Origin of the sequence: Kineosporia babensis (genome assembly GCF_021129305.1) — a bacterium.
Lineage (GTDB): Bacteria > Actinomycetota > Actinomycetes > Actinomycetales > Kineosporiaceae > Kineosporia > Kineosporia babensis.
This window is the reverse complement of sequence record NZ_JAJOMB010000002.1, coordinates 246,657-268,303: the sequence shown is the minus strand read 5'-3', so window position 1 is coordinate 268,303 and position 21,647 is coordinate 246,657. Positions and strand designations below refer to the sequence as shown.

22 protein-coding genes are annotated in these 21,647 nt (G+C 69.2%); 16 read left to right on the top strand and 6 right to left on the bottom strand.

The features are described from left to right. Positions 1 to 56 precede the first annotated feature (56 nt). Both LR394_RS04720 and LR394_RS04715 read left to right on the top strand, forming a co-directional pair. Positions 57 to 815, top strand: coding sequence for a TetR/AcrR family transcriptional regulator (locus tag LR394_RS04720; RefSeq protein WP_231439115.1), 759 nt, complete (start codon positions 57 to 59; stop codon positions 813 to 815). 14 nt (positions 816 to 829) lie between these two features. Continuing rightward, positions 830 to 1,237 carry a globin gene (locus LR394_RS04715; RefSeq protein WP_231439114.1) on the top strand — a complete coding sequence of 136 codons (408 nt, stop codon included), beginning with the start codon at positions 830 to 832 and terminating at the stop codon, positions 1,235 to 1,237. A 25-nt stretch (positions 1,238 to 1,262) separates the two neighbouring features. On the opposite strand, the gene LR394_RS04710 is transcribed toward LR394_RS04715, so the two are convergent. The 4 genes from LR394_RS04710 to LR394_RS04695 all read right to left on the bottom strand — a co-directional run bounded on the left by LR394_RS04710 (position 1,263) and on the right by LR394_RS04695 (position 4,628). After that, positions 1,263 to 1,976, bottom strand: coding sequence for a hypothetical protein (locus tag LR394_RS04710; RefSeq protein ID WP_231439113.1), 714 nt, complete (start codon positions 1,974 to 1,976; stop codon positions 1,263 to 1,265). After that, positions 1,973 to 2,446, bottom strand: coding sequence for an acyl-CoA thioesterase (locus LR394_RS04705; RefSeq protein ID WP_231439112.1), 474 nt, complete (start codon positions 2,444 to 2,446; stop codon positions 1,973 to 1,975). The genes LR394_RS04710 and LR394_RS04705 overlap by 4 nt, the downstream gene beginning before the upstream one ends. A 171-nt stretch (positions 2,447 to 2,617) precedes the next feature. Continuing rightward, the gene (locus LR394_RS04700; RefSeq protein ID WP_231439111.1) at positions 2,618 to 3,667 is read right to left on the bottom strand and encodes an NADPH:quinone oxidoreductase family protein; all 1,050 of its coding nucleotides are present in this window, start codon (positions 3,665 to 3,667) and stop codon (positions 2,618 to 2,620) included. Between the two features lie 151 nt (positions 3,668 to 3,818). Then, complete coding sequence (locus tag LR394_RS04695) at positions 3,819 to 4,628, bottom strand: SDR family oxidoreductase (protein WP_231439110.1); 810 nt, start codon at positions 4,626 to 4,628, stop codon at positions 3,819 to 3,821. A 184-nt stretch (positions 4,629 to 4,812) separates the two neighbouring features. Here LR394_RS04695 and LR394_RS04690 point away from each other — a divergent pair, with 184 nt between their 5' ends. The 4 genes from LR394_RS04690 (at position 4,813) to LR394_RS04675 (ending at position 8,253) form a co-directional block, all read left to right on the top strand. Beyond that, positions 4,813 to 5,481, top strand: coding sequence for a TetR/AcrR family transcriptional regulator (locus LR394_RS04690; RefSeq protein ID WP_231439109.1), 669 nt, complete (start codon positions 4,813 to 4,815; stop codon positions 5,479 to 5,481). 40 nt (positions 5,482 to 5,521) lie between these two features. Continuing rightward, complete coding sequence (locus LR394_RS04685) at positions 5,522 to 6,439, top strand: acyl-CoA thioesterase (RefSeq protein ID WP_231439108.1); 918 nt, start codon at positions 5,522 to 5,524, stop codon at positions 6,437 to 6,439. Positions 6,440 to 6,478: 39 nt separating this feature from the next. Continuing rightward, entirely contained in the window at positions 6,479 to 7,099 is a 621-nt protein-coding gene (locus LR394_RS04680; RefSeq protein ID WP_231439107.1) for a hypothetical protein, read from the top strand. A gap of 167 nt (positions 7,100 to 7,266) precedes the next feature. Then, a complete protein-coding gene (locus LR394_RS04675; RefSeq protein WP_231439106.1) occupies positions 7,267 to 8,253 on the top strand; it encodes a lysylphosphatidylglycerol synthase transmembrane domain-containing protein in 987 nt (328 codons plus the stop codon). Positions 8,254 to 8,330: 77 nt separating this feature from the next. Here LR394_RS04675 and ettA read toward each other — a convergent pair whose 3' ends face one another. Next, positions 8,331 to 10,013 carry an energy-dependent translational throttle protein EttA gene (ettA, locus tag LR394_RS04670; RefSeq protein WP_231439105.1) on the bottom strand — a complete coding sequence of 561 codons (1,683 nt, stop codon included), beginning with the start codon at positions 10,011 to 10,013 and terminating at the stop codon, positions 8,331 to 8,333. Between the two features lie 119 nt (positions 10,014 to 10,132). Here ettA and LR394_RS04665 point away from each other — a divergent pair, with 119 nt between their 5' ends. The 7 genes from LR394_RS04665 to LR394_RS04635 all read left to right on the top strand — a co-directional run bounded on the left by LR394_RS04665 (position 10,133) and on the right by LR394_RS04635 (position 16,303). Next, positions 10,133 to 10,645 carry an SRPBCC family protein gene (locus tag LR394_RS04665; protein ID WP_231439104.1) on the top strand — a complete coding sequence of 171 codons (513 nt, stop codon included), beginning with the start codon at positions 10,133 to 10,135 and terminating at the stop codon, positions 10,643 to 10,645. A gap of 30 nt (positions 10,646 to 10,675) precedes the next feature. Then, positions 10,676 to 12,307 (top strand): glycoside hydrolase family 13 protein, encoded by a 1,632-nt coding sequence (locus LR394_RS04660; RefSeq protein ID WP_231439103.1) that lies wholly within the window; start codon positions 10,676 to 10,678, stop codon positions 12,305 to 12,307. 36 nt (positions 12,308 to 12,343) lie between these two features. Further along, entirely contained in the window at positions 12,344 to 12,532 is a 189-nt protein-coding gene (locus tag LR394_RS04655; RefSeq protein WP_231439353.1) for a hypothetical protein, read from the top strand. Between the two features lie 288 nt (positions 12,533 to 12,820). After that, positions 12,821 to 14,068, top strand: a complete 1,248-nt coding sequence (gene cbiE, locus LR394_RS04650; RefSeq protein WP_269328711.1) for a precorrin-6y C5,15-methyltransferase (decarboxylating) subunit CbiE — start codon at positions 12,821 to 12,823, stop codon at positions 14,066 to 14,068. Continuing rightward, positions 14,065 to 14,808 (top strand): precorrin-4 C(11)-methyltransferase, encoded by a 744-nt coding sequence (cobM, locus tag LR394_RS04645; protein ID WP_231439101.1) that lies wholly within the window; start codon positions 14,065 to 14,067, stop codon positions 14,806 to 14,808. Before cbiE ends, cobM begins: the two co-directional genes overlap by 4 nt. After that, a complete protein-coding gene (gene cobF, locus LR394_RS04640; RefSeq protein WP_231439100.1) occupies positions 14,808 to 15,569 on the top strand; it encodes a precorrin-6A synthase (deacetylating) in 762 nt (253 codons plus the stop codon). Before cobM ends, cobF begins: the two co-directional genes overlap by 1 nt. After that, positions 15,569 to 16,303 carry a cobalt-precorrin-6A reductase gene (locus tag LR394_RS04635; protein WP_231439099.1) on the top strand — a complete coding sequence of 245 codons (735 nt, stop codon included), beginning with the start codon at positions 15,569 to 15,571 and terminating at the stop codon, positions 16,301 to 16,303. Before cobF ends, LR394_RS04635 begins: the two co-directional genes overlap by 1 nt. 2 nt (positions 16,304 to 16,305) lie before the next feature. Here LR394_RS04635 and LR394_RS04630 read toward each other — a convergent pair whose 3' ends face one another. Further along, positions 16,306 to 18,492 carry an HNH endonuclease signature motif containing protein gene (locus tag LR394_RS04630; RefSeq protein WP_231439098.1) on the bottom strand — a complete coding sequence of 729 codons (2,187 nt, stop codon included), beginning with the start codon at positions 18,490 to 18,492 and terminating at the stop codon, positions 16,306 to 16,308. A gap of 163 nt (positions 18,493 to 18,655) precedes the next feature. Between LR394_RS04630 and LR394_RS04625 the strand changes: the two genes are divergently transcribed. The 3 genes from LR394_RS04625 to LR394_RS04615 all read left to right on the top strand — a co-directional run bounded on the left by LR394_RS04625 (position 18,656) and on the right by LR394_RS04615 (position 21,637). Continuing rightward, positions 18,656 to 19,168: a DUF402 domain-containing protein gene (locus LR394_RS04625; protein WP_231439097.1), complete on the top strand. Its 513-nt coding sequence runs from the start codon at positions 18,656 to 18,658 to the stop codon at positions 19,166 to 19,168. Between the two features lie 212 nt (positions 19,169 to 19,380). Further along, complete coding sequence (locus tag LR394_RS04620; protein ID WP_231439096.1) at positions 19,381 to 20,691, top strand: ABC transporter substrate-binding protein; 1,311 nt, start codon at positions 19,381 to 19,383, stop codon at positions 20,689 to 20,691. Next, positions 20,684 to 21,637 (top strand): carbohydrate ABC transporter permease, encoded by a 954-nt coding sequence (locus LR394_RS04615; RefSeq protein WP_231439095.1) that lies wholly within the window; start codon positions 20,684 to 20,686, stop codon positions 21,635 to 21,637. The genes LR394_RS04620 and LR394_RS04615 overlap by 8 nt, the downstream gene beginning before the upstream one ends. Positions 21,638 to 21,647 lie beyond the last annotated feature (10 nt).

Sequence of the window (21,647 nt, the reverse complement as noted above, 5' to 3'; positions counted from 1 at the left end):
CCGCGTCCATAATTTACAACGTACTTTACAATGTAAGCAAGGCCTAGAATCGGGGCATGGCGAAGAGAGCGGAGCGCAGGGGTGACCCGATCAGGCTGATCGGGCTGCTCTGGCGGCCGAATGTGAGTGCGGGGCGGTCCGGGCTCACGCCGAAGCTGATCACCGACGCCGCGATCGGGGTTGCCGACGCCGAGGGGCTGGACGCGATCACGCTGCGGCGGGTGGCCCAGGAGCTCGGGGTCAGCGCGATGGCCCTGTATCCGTACATCGCGGGGCGGCCGGAGCTGATCGAGCTGATGCTGGACGCGGTGACCAGCGAGGTCTACGCCACGCTGGAGCGGCCGGCGCAGAAAGCAGACTGGCCCGACCGGGTGCGGCACATCGCCCAGGCGAACTGGGAGCACTGCTTCCGGCATCCGTGGACGGTGGACGTGAAGGCGGGGCGGCCGATGCCTGGGCCTGGGGTCAGTCAGAAGTACGAGATCGAGCTGGCCGGGCTGGACGGGATCGGGCTGAGCGATCTGGAGATGGAGTACACGCTCACGTCGCTGCTGGCCATGGTGTACGCGCTGGCCCGGGAGGAGATCGAGCTGGAGCGCAGCCGGGCACAGACCGAGCAGAGCGACGAGGACTGGTGGAACGAGGTGGCACCGTTGCTGACCAGCGCGATGAGTGAGTACGAGTTCCCGCTGGCCGGTCGGGTGGGCAGCGCGCTGGGTGAGGCCACCGGGAGGTCGGCGGACCCGCAGGGGGCGCTGCGGCATGCCACCGAGGTGACGATCAGTGGCCTGGCGGCGTTGATCAAGGACCGATAGGCGAGACTGAGGGCATGGCGGAGCAGACCCCGGGGCAGGCAGAGCAGCAGATCACCTTCTACGAGGCGATCGGTGGGCGGGAGACGTTCGCCAAGCTGGTGCACACCTTCTACCAGGGGGTCGCGCAGGATCCGGTGCTGCGCGAGATGTACCCGGAGGAGGACCTGGGCCCGGCCGAGGAACGGCTGCTGAAGTTCCTGGAGCAGTACTGGGGCGGGCCGACCACCTACAGCCAGGAGCGCGGCCACCCCCGGCTGCGGATGCGGCACATGCCCTTCCACGTCAACACCGACGCCCGCGACCGCTGGCTCAAGCACATGCGCGCGGGGGTAGACAGTCTCGGCCTACCCCCGGCCTACGAGTCGATGCTCTGGGACTACCTGGAGCGGGCGGCGTTCAGCCTGCAGAACGCGCCCGACTGAACACGCCCCAGAGCCTGGACACGACCTAGAACCCGAGGGCGCCGGAGCGGGCGAGCACATGCCCGCGGGAGGTGCTCAGCCGCCACCAGCGCCCGGCCGAGTGCAGCGTGGCCGCGTCTTCCTGGGCAGGATCAGCTGAAGCAGAGGCGCGGCCCAGGAACCCGAACGCCTCCGCCGCGAAGGCGACCCCGGAGGGAACCGCGGGGGCGTCGTCGCCGAGCAACGGACGTCCCCAAATGATCCCCCGCAGGCGAGCCACCGCGGCGGCGCCCGAGCCGGAGGGGACTCCGGCCGCAACCTCATCGATGCCGGTCTTCGCGGCGCTGCGCAGCACGTCCTGCGGGAGCAGACCCTCGACCGCCCAGCCGGTACGGGGCGGCGCCATACCGGCCCAGCCGGCGTTCGTGGCGGTGGTGGGCGGCACCGGCATCTCGATCGGCTTGCCCACGCTCTTGGGGGTGGGGCGGGCGCCGGCCATCAGGCGGTCGATCCGGGCGAACCGGTCGGCCATCGACGCCAGCGGAACCGTGGCGTCGAACTCGGCGGGCTCGGCCAGCGCAAGCACCCGCATCGCCAGCACGGTCGGGCCGCCGCCCCCGTGCATCGCGGCCGCGTACATGACCAGGACCGGGCCGTGGCCGACCAGGCGGATCGCCCCGCCGTCCTCGATCTGCCGGGCCCGGCCGACGAACGTGCGCACGTCGGTCAGGGACGAAAGGTCAGGCAGGAGCAGCCTCATGAGGCCACCGTCTTCTCACGGCGCCGACGCCAGCGGATCGGCTCGCCGGCCAGGTCGTTCAGCATCCGGCGCTCCTTCTCGCGGAGCCGGCGGGGAGCCTGCGCCTTGCGGTCGAAGGTGAACAACGTGGTCTCGGCGCGGGCGTAGATCAGGCCCTGGGACTCGTCGAGCACCTCGTACCCCAGCTCGAAGTCGGAGGCGCCGATCCGGGTGACCCACAGATCGATCGCCACCGGTTCGGGCCGGGAGATCAACGGCGCCAAGTACTCGATCTCCTGGCGAGCCACCAGCAACGCAGTGCCGTCGGCCGACGGTGTCTCCTCCAGGAAGTCCTCGCGCAGCGCGGCGACCCGCGCCTCTTCCAGGAGGCGCAGGATGATGACGTTGTTGACGTGGCCGTAGACATCGGAGTCCGACCAGCGCAACGGGACCAGTTCTCGGTGGCGAGGCACCCGTCCATCGTCCCTCATCCGAACTCCCGACCAGGACACAGGGTTACCGCCGGGGAACCGCGCCCGTGGCCTGGGTCACACAAATTCGGTGGTCAAGGGTTGCTCCCCGCGACCGATGGAATGACTGCACCCCGGACCGGGTGCCGGGAAGGAGGAGGGGCCTGGCCGGCGCCGGTCCGTGGGTTGCGCTCAAGAAGCCGGGCGTACTGCGACCGCCAGCCTGCCGTAGGCCGAGACCTCCGCCAGCCGGGCGACGCCCTGGGCGGCCTGGTCGAACGCCAGGGTCTCGGTGAGCTGGGGGCGCAGGGCCCCGGCATCCAGCAGGCGGGTCAGATCGGCGTGAGCCCGCTGCACCAGTTCCGGCTCCCGTTCCCGGTAGAGCGCGGAGTTGACGCCGAGCACGGTGAAGTTGGCGCTGCGCACCTGTTCCGGCGCGACCGGCACGGCCTGCTGCGAGGCGAAACCCGCCACCACGATCCGGGCCTCGAACCCGGCCAGCCGGCAGGACTGCTCGAACATCGGCCCGCCCACCGGATCGAAGACCACCTGCACGCCCTTGCCGCCGGTGAGCTCGCGGACCGCGGTCTCCACGTCCTGGCGGTGCCGGTGCAGCACCACCTGGGCGCCCAGAGCGCGGACCATCTTGAACTTCTCGTCCGAGCCGACCACGGCGATCACCTTCGCCCCGGCGGCGAGCGCCAGCTGCACCGCGGCGCTGCCCAGCCCACCGCCGGCGCCGTAGATCAGCACCCATTCGCCGACGTGCACGCTGGCCCGCCGGTACAGGCCGAGCCAGGCCGTGAGGTAGGCGATGTGGAAGACCGAGGCGGGGGCGTCGTCCAGGGCGGTGGGGGCCGGGAACACGTCCTGCGCGCGGGCCACGGCGTACTGGGCCAGGGCTCCGCTGGGCAGGGTGGTCTGGCCGATCACGCGCTCGCCCAGCCGGTACTGCGACACCTCCGGCCCGACCCCGACGATCTCACCGCACAGCTCCAGGCCGGGGGTGAAGGGCGGGGGTGGCGCCTGAACCGAAAGTCCTTGGGCCAGCGCTGCATCGGTGAGGCCGAGACCGGCCGCGTCGACCCGCACCAGCACTTGTCCCGGGCCGGGCGAGGGCACCGGAACCTCCTCCAGCCGCATCACCTTCAGCGGATCGCCCGGGCCGGTGACCCGCCAGGCCCGCATGGTGCTCCCGGCCGCCACGGTCCCGGACGAAGGCGCGTACGCCTCGGTGCTCATCAAACCCTCCGGCCCCAGAAATGGTCGCGGCTGCCGAGCGGGATCAGCCGGAACACACTGAACCGTCCGGCTGCCGCCGGGTCAACACAAACCGCCGCAACCGGGCATCCTTACCTGCCCGTCCGCGTCCTCGACAACCTCAGCGACAATCTCAGCCCAGCCCGCCGGCCAGCCCGACCCCACCGTCCAGGGTCAGCGTCTGCCCGGTGATCCATGAGGCATCATCGCTGGCCAGGAACGCGACCGCGGCCGCAACGTCGTCCGGGTCACCCAGCCGCCCCAGGGGATAACCCTCGGCGACCTCCTCCTCGCGCCCTTCGTACAGCGCGTGCGCGAACCGGGTCTTGACCACGGCCGGGGCGACCGCGTTGACCCGGATCCGCGGAGCCAGTTCCAGCGCCAGCTGCGCGGTGACGTGGATCAGCGCGGCCTTGCTGGCGCCGTACACCCCGATCCCCGGCGAGGGCCGCAGTCCGGCGATCGAGGCCACGTTGACGATCGCCGCGCCGTCGCGGCTGCCCAGGCCGAGCTTGCGGGCCTCGTCGGTCCAGGACAGCGCGGCGATCACGTTCACGTCGAAGACCTTGGCCGCGGCCCCCGCATCGACGCTGGCGGTGGGCCCGTAGACCGGGTTGATGCCGGTGTTGTTGACCAGCACGTCCAACCGTCCGAAGGCATCGAGCGTGCGCTGTACCGCGGTGGAACGGTGCTCGGCGTCGTCGGCCCGGCCGGCCACCCCGACCGCCACCGCCGGCCCACCCAGCTCGCCCACCGCGTCCTCCAGCGGCCCGGTCTTGCGGGCGGTGACGCACACCCGGGCGCCCTCGGCGATCAGCCGGCGCGCAATCGCCAACCCGATCCCCCGGCTGGCCCCGGTGACCAGGGCGACCCGGTCCTGAAACCTGCGGGACGCCGGGCCGTCGGTGACGACCTGCACCCCCGTCTCCTCGTCGAGACGCATCTGCCCCTCCTCATTCCAGCGAGAGCCGCGTCGCTCTCGGCCAGAACTCCCCGATCGATGCCCGAGATGTCCGCTCCCCGACCAAAGTCTCAGATCACCGTCGGCCGGCGGCAATAGGCCGTCCGGCCCGGATCCAGCATGCCCGTGTCCTTGACTGAGCGCCCGTTCATGGCATGCTCCCGCCATGGCGACCCGCTCGACGACGAGCTGGACCGACGGCGATGACGGCCGTCCCAACCACGACAGCGACGGCAAGGGCGTGAACCAGGACCCGGGCCGGTCCGGTGACTCGGCGCGGCGGCTGGTCGAGGCCGCGGTCGAGGCGTTCGCCGAACGGGGCTTCCACGCCACCACCACCCGCGACATCGCCACCCGGGTGGGGCTCAGCCCGGCCGCGCTCTACGTGCACTTCCCCTCGAAGCAGGCGCTGCTGGCCGAGATCAGCATCGTCGGGCACGAGGCCGCCCTGGATCTGATCGAGCGCTCGGTGGACCAGCCGGGTACTGCGCTGAGCCGACTGCAGGCGGTGATCCGGGCGTTCACCGCCTGGCACGCCGAGCGGCACCGGGTGGCCCGGGTGGTGCAGCACGAACTGGAGGCACTGGCCGAGCCGGACAAGCGCCGGGTGCTGGAGATCCGCCGCCGGATCGAGGGCGCGGTGGAGGCCCAGCTGAGCGCCGGCAACGCGAGTGGTGAGATGGACGTGCCCGACACCCGGGCGGTCGCGCGGGCCCTGCTGTCCCTGAGCGTGGACGTGGCGCGCTGGTACGACCCTCGGGGAAGCCGCAGCGCCGCGCAGATCGGGGAGCTCTACGCAGACCTGGCCACGCGCATGGTGACCGTCCGGGATTGAGGACGCAGGCGCGCGGCTTCCGGACGGAAAGGAACCTGAGTTGACGAGCAGTGAGCGGGCGCGGGACGCGCTGGCGGCGATCACTGGTGTGGAGGCCGAGAGCCCGGTACCGGTCGAGGAGCTGATCGCCAAGCTGGACGTTCAGCCGGACGGCGAGGACCGCTACCTGGGGCACAACTTCCACTCCCCCAACGGCCGGGTCTTCGGTGGCCAGGTGCTGGCCCAGGCCCTGGCCGCGGGCGCCAGGACCGTGGACCCGGACCGGCCGCCGCACTCTTTTCACGGCTACTTCCTGCGGCCGGGCGATCCGTCGGTGCCGATCGAGCTGTCGGTGGAACGGCTGCGGGACGGCCGTTCGTTCAGCGCCCGCCGGGTGCAGGCGGTGCAGCACGGCAAGCCGATCCTGTCGATGATCGCCTCGTTCCAGGAGCACGCCGAGGGTCTGGACCACCAGTCGCCGATGCCCGAGGTGCCGCGCCCGGACGAGGTGCCCTCGTTCCGCGACCGGCTGCTCGCGGCCGGGCACAGCGTGACCGAACTGGGCCCGCTGCTGAAGGCCCAGCCGTTCGAGCTGCGCCACGTGCAGAGCCCGCTGTTCCTGAGCCCGGGCCCGGAGAAGGTGGCCGAGCAGGCGGTCTGGATCCGGCCCACCAGCCCGCTGCCCCCGGGCGACCTGCTGCACGCGATCGTGCTGGCCTACGTCAGCGACTACACCGTGCTGGAACCCACGCTGCGGGCCCACGGCCTGGCCTGGGCCACTGCCGGGATGAAGACCGCGAGCCTGGACCACGCCATGTGGTTCCACCGCCCGGCCCGCTTCGACGACTGGTTCCTGTTCGTCGAGGAGAGCCCGTCCGCCTCCGGCGCCCGCGGGCTGGGGCTGGCCAAGATCTTCGCCCAGGACGGCACGCTGGTCGCCACGGTGGGTCAGGAGGGCATGTTCCGGGTGCCGGCGTGACCCTAGACTTTTGACGGGGTACACGCACAAGGGAGACCAATGTCGCGCACCGAGGAAATCAGCTCAGACGTCAAAGCGGTGAGTGCGGCGGCAGAAGAGGTCCGCAACCGCGCCGAAGAGGCCCTGGAGTTCGCCCGGAACGAGATCGACACCGCCTACGAGCACGGCTGGGACGGGGTCGGCCAGTCGATCAACATCGCCGGCGAGGCGCTCGAGAAGATCGTCGAGGAGCTGGACAGCACCAGCGGCACCTTCGAGAACGTGGCCAAGTCGCTGGACGCGATCAGCGAGCAGATGAGTCACAACGAGGTCGCCGAGCAGCTCGCGCTGACGATGACCGAGATCGACGCCGGCCACGAGACCATGCAGGGCACCAGCGAACTGGTCGAGGAGGCGCTGACCGGTGCCGACCAGGCCGAGCACCAGTCGCTCGGCACCCGGCTGCACAAGCTGCGCGAAGAGGTGGAGAAGCTCGCCGGGCAGCTGCAGCAGTCCCGCTCCGACATCGAGTCCGAGCACGAGCAGGCCGAGAAGATGGGCCAGCAGGAGGCGGACGCGGAGGCCAAGAAGCGGGAGGACGAGCAGGGCCAGGAGAAGGACGACGAGGACAGGCGCGACGAGGACGGGGACCGGCGGTCGGGTCGGGCCGCTCAGTCCTGAACTCTGAGTTCCACCCGCCGGTTCAGGGCGCGGCCTTCCGGGTTCCGGTCGTCGCCGAGGATCCCGGTAGCGCACCGTTGCCGGCTTTACCAGGGTTCTCCCGGGTTCGACCCTGAACGTGCACCTCCCTTTTCCCGCTGCTCAGCACGCTGTGCGAAGGTGTGAGCGTGTCCGTGCCCTCTGAAGCCCCAGCCGCGCAACCCGCCGCTGAACCGGTCCGTCGTAGCCGGGGCCAGCTGATCGGCCGGCTGGTTCTGGTGGCGGCCTCGATCCTGGCGTTCTACCTGCTCACCCAGCAGGTGAACGTCAGTGACCTGGGGCAGCGGCTGAGCCAGGCCAGTCCCGGCTGGCTGGCCACGGCGCTGCTCGCCTCGGTGCTGCCGGTGGTCGGCAGCGCGGCCGGATTCCTCGCCTTCGCGCCGGGACGTCTCCCCTTCGGGCAGATCACGCTGGTGCAGCTGGCCACCTCGTTCGTCAACCTGATCACCCCGGCGAGCGCAGGCGGGCTGGCGCTGAACGTGCGTTACCTGAGCCGGCGCGGCATTCCGCTGGCCGTGGCGGTGGCCGTGGTCGGGCTCGTGCAGACCATGTCGGTGCTGGTCACCGCGGTCGCGCTGACCGGGCTGCTGGCGGCCTCGGGGCGTTCGATGTCGGATGCCCCGCACGTGCCCTGGGTGCTGCCGCTGGTGGTGCTGGGGGTGGCGGCGGTGGTCGCGGTGGTGCTGCGGTTCTGGCCGCGCGGGCGGGAGCTGATCACCGTCCACGTGATCAAGCCGTTCCGGGAGGCCGGTCCGCAGCTGCGGGACATCGTCACCAGCAAGAAGCGGCTGGCCCTGGCGGTGGCCGCGCACCTGACCGTCACGCTGGGTTTCGTGGCCGTACTGGGTTCGGCGCTGGCGGCTTTCGACGAGAGCGCACCCCCGATCCTGATGGCTGCGGTGGTGATCGGTGGTTCGGCGATCGCCGGGGCGGTGCCGGTGCCGGGTGGGATCGGGGCGGCCGAGCTCGCGCTGTTCTCCGGGCTTTACGCGATCGGCGTGCAGGAGTCCGCCGCGCTCTCCGCGGCCCTGCTGTTCCGCCTGATCACGTTCTGGATCCGGGTGCCGATCGGCTGGCTCGCGCTGATCGTGCTGCGGCGTCAAGCTGCGGTCTAGAAGCCAACCAAACTAGAGACGGTGTGGTCACCCGCGCGGGTGACCACACCGTCTCTAGTTTGTAAGGCTTTGAAAGATCAGTCGCGCGTCAGCTTGCGGTGCGTGACCCGGTGCGGACGGGCCGCATCCTCACCCAGACGCTCGATCTTGTTCTTCTCGTAGGACTCGAAGTTGCCCTCGAACCAGTACCAGTTCGACGGGTCCTCCTCGGTGCCCTCGTAGGCCAGGATGTGCGTGGTCACCCGGTCCAGGAACCAGCGGTCGTGGGAGATCACCACGGCGCAGCCCGGGAACTCCAGCAGCGCGTTCTCCAGCGAGCCGAGCGTCTCCACGTCCAGGTCGTTGGTCGGTTCGTCGAGGAGCAGCAGGTTGCCGCCCTGCTTCAGGGTCAGCGCCAGGTTGAGCCGATTGCGCTCACCACCGGAGAGCACGCCGGTGGGCTTCTGCTGGTCCGGGCCCTTGAAGCCGAAGGCCGCCACGTAGGCGCGGCTGGGCATCTCGACCTGGCCGACCTTGATGTAGTCGAGGCCGTCGGAGACCGTCTCCCACAGCGTCTTGTTCGGGTCCAGGCCGCCGCGGTTCTGGTCGACGTAGGAGATCGAGACCGTGTCGCCGATCCGGACCTGACCGCCGGTCGGCTCCTCCATCCCGACGATCGTCTTGAACAGCGTGGTCTTACCCACACCGTTCGGGCCGATCACGCCGACGATGCCGTTGCGCGGCAGGGTGAACGAGAGGTCCTTGATCAGGTCCCGCTCGCCGAAGGCCTTGTGCAGCTTGTTGGTCTCGATCACCAGCGAGCCCAGGCGCGGGCCGGGCGGGATCTGGATCTCCTCGAAGTCGAGCTTCCTGGTGCGCTCGGCCTCGGCCGCCATCTCCTCGTACCGGGCCAGACGGGCCTTGCTCTTGGTCTGCCGGCCCTTGGCGTTCTGCCGGACCCAGTCCAGCTCGTCGGCCAGGCGCTTGGCCAGCTTGGCGTCCTTCTTGCCCTGGACGGCCAGGCGCTCCTGCTTCTTCTCCAGGTAGGTGGAGTAGTTGCCCTCGTAGGGGTAGGCCCGGCCGCGGTCCAGCTCGAGGATCCACTCGGCCACGTTGTCCAGGAAGTACCGGTCGTGGGTGACGGCCAGCACGGCGCCCTTGTACTGGGCCAGGAACTGCTCCAGCCAGTGCACGCTCTCCGCGTCCAGGTGGTTGGTGGGCTCGTCCAGCAGGAGCAGGTCGGGGGCGCTCAGCAGCAGCTTGCACAGCGCGACCCGGCGGCGCTCACCACCGGAGAGCACGCTCACGTCGGCGTCCGGCGGCGGGCAGCGCAGCGCGTCCATCGCCTGCTCGAGCTGGGAGTCCAGGTCCCAGGCGTCGGCGTCGTCCAGCGCCTCCTGCAGCTCGCCCATCTCGGCCAGCAGCTTGTCGTAGTCGGCATCGGGAGCGGCCATCTCCTCGGAGATGGCGTTGAACCGGTCGAGCTTGGCCTTGATCTCGCCGACCCCCTCCTCGACGTTGCCGAGGACGGTCTTGGACTCGTTCAGCTCCGGTTCCTGCATCAGGATGCCGACCGTGGCATCCGGGTCGAGCCGCACGTCCCCGTTGGACGGCTGGTCGATCCCGGCCATGATCTTCAGCACGCTGGACTTACCGGCCCCGTTCGGCCCGACCACGCCGATCTTTGCGCCGGGCAGGAAGGACAGCGTCACGTCATCCAGGATGACCTTGTCGCCGTGCGCCTTCCGGGCCTTCCGCATGGTGTAGATGTACTCAGCCACGCACCACAGGCTATCCCAGCCGCAGGCTTCCCCAGTTCACGGCGCAGATCCATCCCGTCCCGGTGGTCCCATGTTTTTCAAACATGACCTAGGCTCCGCTGCGAGGAGGACACTCAGCCATGTCAGCGCAGTTCGAACTGGGCTGGGTCTACGGGGTCTCACCAGTGGTGATGTTCCGGACGATGACCCGGCTGGAGCACATCACCGAGAAGGCCAGACATCTCGGCTACGAGGACTTCCGGGTCCTCGAGCTGCGGGAGCGGGCCGGCGTGTTCCGGAAGGTGACCGAGCGTCAGGCTTCCGAGATCATGCCCGCGCGCCGGTTCTTCGGCGGTAAGTCGATGATGACCGAGGCGCACTTCTGGGAGCAGCCCGCCTGGAACGGCGGCCGGGTCGGCGCGTACAAGGTCGAGCTGCACTCGGCTCCCCAGGTGGAGATCGTCGGGCAGGTGGCTCTGGAGCCGACCGGCACGGTCGGCACCCGGCTGCGCTGCGCGGTGCAGCTGGAGACGCACGGACGGTTCGGCCGCAAGGGCGGGCCCGAGGTCGCGGAGTCGCTGCGGGTGCGGATGGAGGAGGAACACCTGTTCCGGCTGCAGTGGCTGGAGCGCCAGGTTCCTTACGGCATGTAGTTGTCGGTGGGCGCAGGTAGCGTCGCCGACGTGACTAGCGCAGAAGAATCCAAGAACTGGTATCGCTCGGCCGTCACCTATCAGCTGTACATCCGCTCGTTCGCCGATTCCGACGGCGACGGCCTGGGCGACATCGGCGGGATCCGCTCCCGCCTGCCCTACCTGGCCGCGCTCGGGGTCGAGGCGCTGTGGATCAACCCCTGGTACCCCTCGCCGCAGGCCGATGCCGGGTACGACGTGGCCGACTACCGCAACATCCATCCGCCCTTCGGCGACCTGCAGCAGGCCCGGGCCCTGATCGACGAGGCGCACGCCGCCGGGCTGAAGGTCCTGCTCGACATCGTGCCCAACCACACCTCAGACGAGCACCCCTGGTTCGCCGCCGCGCTGGCCGCCGGCCCGGGCTCGCCCGAGCGGGACCGGTTCGTCTTCCGCTCCGGTCAGGGATCCGGTCCGGCACAGGCCCCGCCCAACGACTGGCCCTCGGTGTTCGGCGGACCGGCCTGGACCCAGCTGCCCGACGGCGAGTGGTACCTGCACCTGTTCGACGTCAAGCAGCCCGATCTGAACTGGGACAACGCCGAGGTCCGGGCCGAGTTCGAGAACGTCCTGCGGTTCTGGTTCGACCTCGGCGCCGACGGTTTCCGGATCGACGTGGCGCACGGTCTGGTCAAGGATCCGGCGCTGCCCGACCTGAACCTCACCGAGCAGCAGATCCTGGCCAAGGTGCAGCTGCCCGACCACCCGTACTGGGACCGGCCGGGGGTGCTGGAGGTCTGGCAGGAGTGGCGCTCGGTGGGTGACTCCTACGACCCGCCCAAGGTCTTCGTGGCCGAGGCCTGGGTGGAGAGCTCGGCCCGGCTGGCCGAGTACCTGCGCCCCGAGCGGCTGCACACGGCGTTCGACTTCGAGCTGATGCGCGCCCGCTGGAACGCCAAGGAACTGCGCGAGACGGCCCGGATCTCGCTGGAGGCGCACGAGTCGGTGGACGCGCCGGTGATGTGGACGCTGTCCAACCACGACGTGCCCCGCCACGTGACCCGGCTGGGCCGCCCGCAGGAGCGCACCCGCTCGGTCTGGCCCGAGGGCCCGACCGACCTGGAGCTGGGCACCCGGCGGGCCCGGGCGATCATTCTTTATGCACTCGCGCTGCCCGGAGGCGTGTACCTGTACCAGGGCGAGGAGCTGGGGCTGCCCGAGGTCGAGGACCTGCCCGAGGAACTGCTGCAGGATCCGACCTGGGAGCGTTCCGGTCACACCGACCGTGGGCGCGACGGCTGCCGGGTGCCGCTTCCTTGGCAGCGTGAGGGAGTGTCCCTGGGATTTGGGGACGCGGCGGGCTGGCTCCCGCAGCCGGCCTCGTTCGCGGGGTTGTCGGTCGAGGCTCAGGACGGCGATCCGGACTCGATGCTCACGCTGTACCGCGAGGCCCTGCGGCTGCGCCGGGAGCTGCCGCAGCTCGGCGCCGGGGGCGGGCCGTTGGTCTGGACGGGTGAAGAATCCGATGTTCTCGGCCTGGCCCGGGGCGCCGGCTTCATCTGCGTGCTCAACACAGGTGCGGTTGCGGTCCCGCTGCCGCCCGGCAGGGTGGTGCTGTCGAGTTCGCCCCTGGCGGGTGAACTGCTGCCGCCCGACGCGGCCGCGTGGATCCTGACCGACTGAGTTCCGCCGACCCCGTTCGCAGGAAAGGGGTGAATCATGACCGTTCCGAACGATGGGACGTTGCTCTCCCCGGAGTCCACCCTGCCTCCGGCCGAGCCCGAACCGCCGCTGCAGCCCCCGCGCCCGGGGCCCCCGACGGAGCCGCCGTCTCCCACCCCGGACATCCCGGGGCCGGGAACAGACCCGGCGCCGTCACCGCCCGCCCGGCCGGAGCCGGCCTTCTAGCAGAGCGTAGGAGATGACGAGCCCAGCCACGGCGTGGAAGTGCCGGGTCGCCCATGGCTAATGGCCGGATCCAGGTGGCCAAGAGAGCGCCAGGACCGTAGGTACCGGCTTGAGCATCGATCAGAAGTGCCCCGGCGTCCTCAGCGGTGCCGGGGCACTTCCGCGCTCAACTAGGGTGAACGGGTGTCCACCGCACCACCGCCGCCTGCAGCATCTTCACCACCACCGGCTGATCAGCCTTCCGCCGCACCTCAGGGTCACACCCCTGCGGGGGCGGAGCGCGAGCGATTGACGGTGGCGGGGATCGGAGCTGAGGGCTGGGGCGGCCTTGCCGCTGCTGCACAGGAAGCCATTCGGCAGGCGGATGTGGTGTTCGGGGGCGAGCGTCAGCTGGCGCTGCTTCCCCCGGAGGTCACGGCGCGGCAGGTGGCCTGGCCCACTCCCCTGGTGCGCGCGCTGCCGATGCTGCTGGTGAAGACTCCCGGCGCTCACAAGGTGGTCCTGGCCAGCGGGGATCCCACGTTCTTCGGCATTGCTACGACGATTGCCCGGGTGGTCCCCGGCTTCGACTTGACGGTGCTGCCGCACCCCTCCAGCGTTTCTCTGGCCTGCGCTCGGATGGGCTGGGCGCAGCAGGAGGTCGAGGTGGTCTCGCTGGTGGGGCGTCCGCTGGCCATGCTTCAGCCGTCCGTTGCGCCTCGACGGCGGTTGCTGGTCCTGGTGCCGAACGGAGAAATACCGGCGCAGGTGGCGAAGTTGCTGCGGGAAAGGGGTTTCGGGCCCAGCGAACTGACTGCTCTGAGCAACCTCGGCGCGATCGAAGGTCCGGATACCGCGGGGGAAAGCCGAGTTTCGGCGTCAGCGGATGAATGGCCTGCCAATGGTTTTCCGCTGCATGCCCCGCACGGCCCCCAGTCGCTCACCGTGCTGGCCATCACCTGCACGGCCGGCCCTACCCCAACCAGGCTTTCGCGCGTGCCGGGTCTGCCCGACGAGGCGTACGAGAACGACGGCCAGCTCACCAAGCGGCACGTGCGCGCGGTCACACTCTCGGCTCTGGCCCCCGAGCCCGGAGAACTGCTTTGGGACGTGGGTGGTGGCGCGGGCAGCATCGGCATCGAGTGGCTGCGTACTCACCCCTCCTGCACGGCGATCAGCGTCGAGCGCGACCCTGAGCGGGCGCGGCGCATCACCCGCAATGCCGAGCTTTTGGGCGTCCCCCATTTGCAAGTGAAGACCGGGGAAGCGCCCGCCGAACTCGCAGGGCTACCCACCCCCGACGCCATTTTCGTCGGGGGCGGACTCACCGCGCCGGGTCTGCTGGAGCACTGCTGGGAAGCGCTCGCCCCAGGGGGGCGCATCGTGGTGAACGTGACCACGCTGGAGTCGGAAATGCTTCTGGCCCAGGCGAAGGCAAGCTACGGCGGCACGCTCGCCAAGATCGAGATCGCCCGGGCCACGGCCATCGGGCGCTTCACCGGGTGGCGGCCCGCGATGCCGGTCACCCAATGGACAGCCTGGAAGGCCGCCGAATGACCGTCTACTTCATCGGCGCCGGGCCCGGAGCCGCCGATCTGCTCACCGTTCGTGGCCTGCGAATCCTGCAGAAGAGCCCGGTCTGCCTGTACGCGGGCTCACTGGTCCCGGCCGAGCTCCTGGACGACTGCCCTTCCGGGGCCAGACTGGTCGACACCGCCAACCTGGACCTCGACCAGATCATCGCCGAACTCAGTGAGGCCCACGCCCGCGGCGAAGACGTGGCCCGGCTACACTCCGGCGACCCGTCAGTGTTCAGCGCAGTCGCCGAGCAGATGCGCCGCCTGGACCAGCTCGATGTTCCGTACGAAATAGTCCCGGGTGTGCCCGCTTTCGCCGCAGCCGCCGCAGCGCTCAAGCGGGAGTTCACCGTGCCGGGCGTTGGCCAGTCGGTCATCCTCACCCGGATCGCCCGCCGCGCCACCGCCATGCCCGAAGGTCAGGATCTGGAAACCCTTGCGCAGAGCCGATCCACCCTGGTCCTGCACCTCGCCGTTCAGGAAATCGACAGCGTGGTAGCAACTCTCACCCCGATCTACGGCGCGGAATGCCCGGTGGCCGTGGTGGCCAAGGCCAGCCGCGAGGACGAGCAGATCCTGCGCGGCACCCTGGCCGGCATCGCCGATCAGGTTCACCGCGCCGGAATCAAACGCACCGCGGTGATCGTGGTCGGCCCGGTGCTGACCGCCGCGGAATTCCCCGACAGTCATCTCTACTCGAGCGAAAGGTGCCGTGCCTGATGCGCAAAGTTCTTCTGATCGGGGTCGGCGCGGGCGATCCGGACTACGTCACCGTGCAGGCGATCAAGGCCCTGAACACGGTGGACGCGTTCTTCCTGATCGACAAGGGCAGCAGCAAGGACGATCTGCTGGCCCTGCGCCGGGAGATCTGCGAACGGCACATCGAGGGCGACGGCTACCGGTTCGTCCAGGCCATGGACCCCGAACGGGACCGCACCGCAGAGGCTTACGGCGATGCGGTGAAGGACTGGCACCACCGCCGGGCCGAGATCTTCGAGCGGATGATCGCCGAGGAACTGGGCGAGGACGGTGTGGGCGCGATCCTGGTCTGGGGCGATCCTTCGCTGTACGACGGCACGATCCGGATCGTCGAGGAGCTGATCGAGCGCGGCAACGTGGCTTTCGAGTGGGACGTGATCCCCGGCGTGAGCAGCCTGCACGCGCTGACCGCCCGGCACCGCATCCCGCTGAACCGGATCGGTGAGCCCATCCACATCACTCCGGGCCGGCTGCTGACCGACGGAATGCCGCCCGGGCTGGACAATGTCGTGGTGATGCTGGACGGCGAGTGCGCCTTCCGCAAGGTGACCGACCCGGACGTGGACATCTACTGGGGCGCCTATCTGGGCACCCGCGACGAAATGCTGTTCAGCGGGCCGGTGGCCGAGATCGGTGCGCAGATCGAGGAGGCGCGGGCGCAGGCGCGCGAACGCAAGGGCTGGGTCATGGACACATATCTGTTGCGGCGGCGCAAGGGCTGATGAAGGTACTGGTTCTGGGCGGCACCGGCGAGGGGCGAACCCTGGCAGCAGAACTGGTGACGCTTGGACTCACCGTGATCTCGTCGCTGGCCGGCCGGGTGTCGTCGCCCAGGCTGCCAGCGGGCGAGGTGCGGATCGGCGGCTTCGGTGGGGCTGCGGGGTTGGCCGAGTTTCTCGCCCGGGAAGAGATTTCGGCCGTGGTGGACGCTACCCATCCGTTTGCGGCGGGGATGACAGCGAATGCTGCGCAGGCATGCGCGGGAACCGTGCCGCTGCTAATTTTGCGGCGCCCGGCCTGGGTACCCGAGCCTGGCGACAAATGGACGCTGGTCCCTGACATTCCCTCTGCCGCGGCCATCCTCAGTGAAACATCCCCCGACACAGTTGTCCTCCTGACCACCGGCCGCCAGGAAACCGCGGCTTTCGCCCCACTCCCCCAGTCCTTCATCCTGCGGGCTGTAGAAACCCCCGACGGCCCCCTTCCGAAGCGCTGCGAGGTCATCCTCGACCGCGGCCCGTTCACCCTCGAAGGCGAGCGAGAACTGTTCGCCAGCCGCAACGTCCAAAAGCTCGTGACCAAGAACAGCGGTGGCCCGATGACCGCCGCCAAACTCACCGCAGCCCGCGAGCGCGGCATCGAGGTGATCATGGTCGAGCGCCCGCCCCTGCCCCTGGGCGTACCGTCCGTGACCGGCATCGATGCCGCGCGATCCTGGCTGGAACACTTTCGCTAGCCTCAGAAAGGCGCTTCGCCGAGCTCAGGGATGATGCCTTCCGGCTCACCCCACGGATGCAGTCGCGTGCGACGCACCGGCTTGAACTCGCCCTGCGCTGCGGTCCTGGCTTGCCCGAGCCGACTCGCGGACTGCGATTTGCCGCCGTCGCGGTTGCGTGTGTACCAGTCGAGGGTGTCCTGCCAACACTGATGTCGGCTGTTCGTACGTTCGGCGCTGGTCATCGACTCGAAGCGGGTCTGAGTCTCGGCGGGCGGACGCGGGGCGGGCATCGCGGACAGGCTCCAGCCCGGCAGGCCGGGTAGACGCGGCGGTGAGCTGGGCAGATCGATGCCGTCGGGCGTGGTCCAGATGACTGCGCCGGGCGAGTCGTCAGGATTTTCGGCGCCGTCAGCCGGCCGAGTGCGCTGAAGACCACCAGGATGGCCGGTGCCTGGCCTGGGCTGGGCTCGGCGTGCGCTCCAGCCCGCAGCGGTTTTCAGCTGATGATGTGTTCTGCAGGCCGGGCCGATGTTGCACAGGCAAGACAAGCCGCCCTGCCCGAAGGGTTGTAGATGATCCACGTCGCAGCGGTTGAGCGGCACGCTGCAGCCAGGGAAAGAGCAGGTCTCGTGCAAGGTTTCCAGTATCCGGATCAGGTGCGGCCCTGGGCGGTACCGACGGGTGGCGGGCAGATCGTGCTTGAGCCCGAAAATGCAGGACTCGGTGGCGTTGTTCGTGCGGCTACGAGGAGCTGAAGAGCTTCTGGCCGGATCAGGGAAGGCACCGGGCAGCCCGAGGAGAGTGATCCGATCAGGCCGAACGCCGAGACGCCGCGCGACTTCGGCGGGGACCGGACCGTACCCGGTCAGGTGCGCCGGGACATCGTCCAGTCCGAGAAGAGCTGCGTCGGTGATGGTTACCGTCAGATGCACCTTTGGCCCGGCTGCCGACAAGAGGTCCAGCAGGGAACGCCAGTCAGGGTGTGCGCCCTTGGCCTCGGTCGTCATGGCCTGCTCATCGGCGGCTGCCGGTTGCTCCGCGGCCGCGGGCTGCTCGGCGGCTCCCGGTCGCTCGGCGGCCATGGGCTGCTCAGCGGCTCCCGGTCGCTCGGCGGCCGCGGGTGGCTCCGCTGCTACGGGCTGCTCCGCGGCTAAAGGTTGCTCAGCAGCTGCCGGTTGCTCGGTAGCCGCGGGCTGCTCGGTGGCTACCGGTTCGGGATCCCGCCGGCCCGTAGCAGCCGAGCTCGGAGTGGATGGCGTTCTCGTGTCGGCCGGAACGTTCTGCATCGGTGAGCTCATGGGAAAGGCCAAGCCTTCGTGCAGGCCCAGCACGAAGGCGGCCAAGGCGTCGGCGCGGCGCTGGTCGTGGGTGCGGGTATCGGGCCGGCCTTGAGCGGCTGCCTGGTCTCGGGCGGCATCGGCCGCTCGGTCCAGCAGCGCGTCCAGCAGCCTGGCCACCTCGGCGCTCACCGTGCCGAACACTGCGCCCATGCCGTCGGGCAGCGCCTCGATCCGAACGTGCCTGCTGCGCATCGCCTCACGGTGAGCTTCGGCACCGGACCCGGGCTTGAGTTCCTGCTCGATCCCGGCCAGAAGCCGTTCCAGCTCACTCAGGGGCAGGCGAGGCGCCTGGGTGGCCACGAACGTCTCCACCACCTGCCAACGGTCACCACCGGGTTCAAAATCCTCCAGCTCTTCGGCCAGCCGATCCATGACCCGGGCGACCGCTACGGCTCGCTCGAGGTCGAGCCGACCGGCCTGCAGCAACGCGAAGATCTGGGGAAGATGCCTGGTCAGCAGGCAGGCCTTGTGCACCAGCGCGGCCCCGGTCCGGGTATGCGCAGTGACCAGGGAGGACCAACGGGCCGCGACCAGCCGCCGCGCGTTCACCGCACGGCTGCCCGGGCTCGCATCGTTGCGACCATCAGCCGCGGGACCTGGACGACCAGCAGCGCCGGGCCGGTACCGAACGGATGGCGGCATGACGGACACAGCATCGGCGAGGCTCTGCAGTTGCCGGGCCTCCAGACCGCGAATCACCCACTGAATCAGCACTGCTCGATCGACCAGACGGTGCGCAGCAGCCCGCTCGGCGCCCGGCTGAGGCAGCTGGACCAGCTGCTCGAGCTCGAGCAGCAAGGAGTCGAACGCCTGGGCCAGCCCAGCGGGAACATTTTCACCGAACGATGCCGAAGCCAGCCCCGCCATGACCGAACACCCCCGCGGTAAGTTCCTTTTCGCGACCCCCTCGCGACAAGAAAGACCATAAACCACACCACCGACAAAATGGATTGGCCCATCCCCCGGCATCAAGGCACCCGAGCCAGCGCACCAAAACCCGGCGCACCAGGCTTGTGACTACCCTGCGGTCATGATTCCCGCGGTTCGGCTGACCAAGATCAAGCGCCCGGGCGGCACGCTGTGGTTCGACCTGCGGCAGATCCACGCGGACGAGCACGGCACCTGGCTGTACGGAGCGGTCGGCGCGCCCTGGAGCTGGACCCCGACCGGGGGCGAGCCGGAGACCGGCGGGCTCGATCACGCGGCGGTCATGTTGCTGGCCGAGGGTCGGCCGTGGGTCGGGTGGTGGCTGAATCTGGCCGATGGCCGGCAGCTCAGCATCGACGTCTGCCTGCCCACGGAACGCACACCGCACGGCTGGACGTTCGTCGACCTGGAACTCGACCCGGTGCGGCACGAGACGAACGGCCGGGTCGAGATCGAGGACTGGCCGGAGTTCGACCAAGCGCTCGCTCAGGAATTCATGAGCAGTTCAGAGGGCGATCTGGCACGCCGGACCGCCGAGCAGACGGCCGAGATGCTGCGCCGCGGCGAAGCGCCCTGGCTCCGGCAGGGCTGGGATCTCCTCGACGCCGAGCTCTGACTCGCAAAGGACTGCGGCGCAAGCGCTTTGCTCCGAAAGCGCCACCACCTCTAGAACTGCCACCCGCCGACGTCTCCAATTATTACAACCCCGTAACACCCGTGGGAGCGTTCCCATGAGCCCTTGACGTCACCTATGTCCGGAGCGCACCTTTGGGAGCGCTCCCACAGAGATGTTCCTCCGGGTCGAAGAGGCCCCGAAAGGAGAAAGCCATGAGCCCCACCATGCGCGGCACCCGGCGGATGCTGGCGGTGACCGCTGCCGCAGGTCTCGCCCTGACGATGGCCGCGTGCGGTTCGGACGACGGTGGCGACGCCGGCTCGGACGGCCAGATCACGCTGAAGGTCTCGACTTTCGGCACGTTCGGCTACGACGAGCTCTACAAGGAGTACGAGGCCGCCAACCCCAACATCAAGATCGTCGCCTCCAACGAGGGTGACCTGGGCAAGTACACCACCGCCCTGACCCAGCGGATCGCGGCCGGCAGCGGTGCCGGTGACGTGGTCGCGATCGAAGAGGGCGCGATCGCCCAGATGGTCAAGGCGGCCGACCGGTTCGTGAACTTCCAGGACCACGGCTTCGAGGCCGGCAACTGGGTGGACTGGAAGAACAAGCAGGCCACCACCCCCGACGGCAGCTCCACGATCGGCCTCGGGACCGACATCGGTGGCCTGGCCATGTGCTACCGGACCGACCTGTTCGAGAAGGCCGGACTGCCCACTGACCGTGAGGAGGTCTCCGCGCTCTGGCCCACCTGGGACGACTTCATCAAGGTCGGCAAGGACTACGTGGCGAAGGCCGGCGGCGAGGCCAAGTTCGTCGACTCCTCCACGAACTCCTACAACTCGATCCTGATGCAGGAGGCCGGGATTGCGCCCGGCTACACGTATTTCGACACCGAGGACAACCTGGTCTTCGACTCCAACCCGGCGGTCAAGAAGGCCTGGGACACCGCCAACGCGATCCTCGACGCGGATCTGTCGGCCGGCCTGAAGACCTTCACCCCGGAGTGGGACGCAGCGTTCAAGACCGACGACTTCGCCGTGCTCGGCTGCCCGGCCTGGATGACCGGCAACATCAAGAACAACGCCGGTGACGACTTCGCCGGCAAGTGGGACATCGCCACGATCCCCGGCGGCACCGGCAGCTGGGGCGGCTCGTTCATGGCCGTGCCGACCCAGAGCAAGCAGCAGGAAGAGGCGATCAAACTCGCCAAGTTCCTGACCAGCCCCGAGGGCCAGATGTCGGCGTTCGGTGAGGCCGGCGCGCTGCCGTCGTCGCCGAAGAACTTCGACAACCCGGAGCTGAAGGACTTCAAGAACGAGTACTTCAGCGACGCCCCGATCGGCGAGATCTTCATCGACGGTGTGCGTGACCTGAAGCCGGTCTACCTGGGTGAGAAGAACCAGGCCGTGCGGGACGCGATCGAGAACGACCTGCGTTCGGTCGAGCAGGGTCAGCGCACCGCGGACGAGGCCTGGCAGCAGGCGATCGCCAGTGCCAAGGCCGCGGCAGGTGTCTGACACGCTCGCCCCGGTCCAGCCGGCTCAGACCACCCGCCCCGCGTGGCGGGTGCGTCTGAGCCGGTTGGACCACAAGGGGTCCCCCTACGCGTTCGTCGCCCCGTTCTTCATCTTCTTCGGGATCTTCGGCGCCTTCCCGCTGATCTACACCTTCTGGGTGTCGCTGCACGACTGGCCGCTGCTCGGTGAGCACGCCTTCACCGGGCTGGAGAACTACCAGAACCTGTTGCAGGACGCCCAGTTCTGGAACGCCGCCAAGAACACCCTGGGGATCTTCGTGGTCTCCACCGTGCCGCAGTTCGCCCTGGCGCTGTGGCTGGCCGTGACCCTGAACCGCAAGTTCCGGGCCCAGACCCTGTTCCGGGTCGGCGTGATCATCCCCAACGTCACCTCGGTGGCCGCGGTCACCCTGATCTTCTCGATGATCTTCGCCAAGAGCTTCGGCCTGGTGAACTGGGTACTCGGCGGGTTCGGGGTGACCGCGATCGACTGGGCCGCGCACACCTGGTCGAGCTGGCTGGCGATCTCACTGATGGTCGACTGGCGCTGGACCGGCTACAACGCGCTGATCTTCCTGGCCGCCATGCAGGCCATCCCCAAGGAACTCTACGAGGCGGCGGCGATCGACGGTGCCTCCCGGACCCGGCAGTTCTGGTCGGTCACCCTGCCGCTACTGCGCCCGACCCTGATCTTCACCACGATCACCTCGATCATCGGCGGCGTGCAGCTGTTCACCGAGCCGCTGCTGTTCGCCCCCGGGGCCGGCGCGATCCAGGGCGGCACCACCCGCCAGTTCCAGACCCTGACCATGTACCTGATCGAGAACGGCTTCACCCGCTTCGAGTTCGGTTACGCCGGCGCGGTCGCCGCGATGATCTTCCTGCTGGTGCTGATCATCTCGCTGATCAACATCTGGCTCGTGCGCCGACTTGTCGGCTCGGACTGAAGGAGGTAGC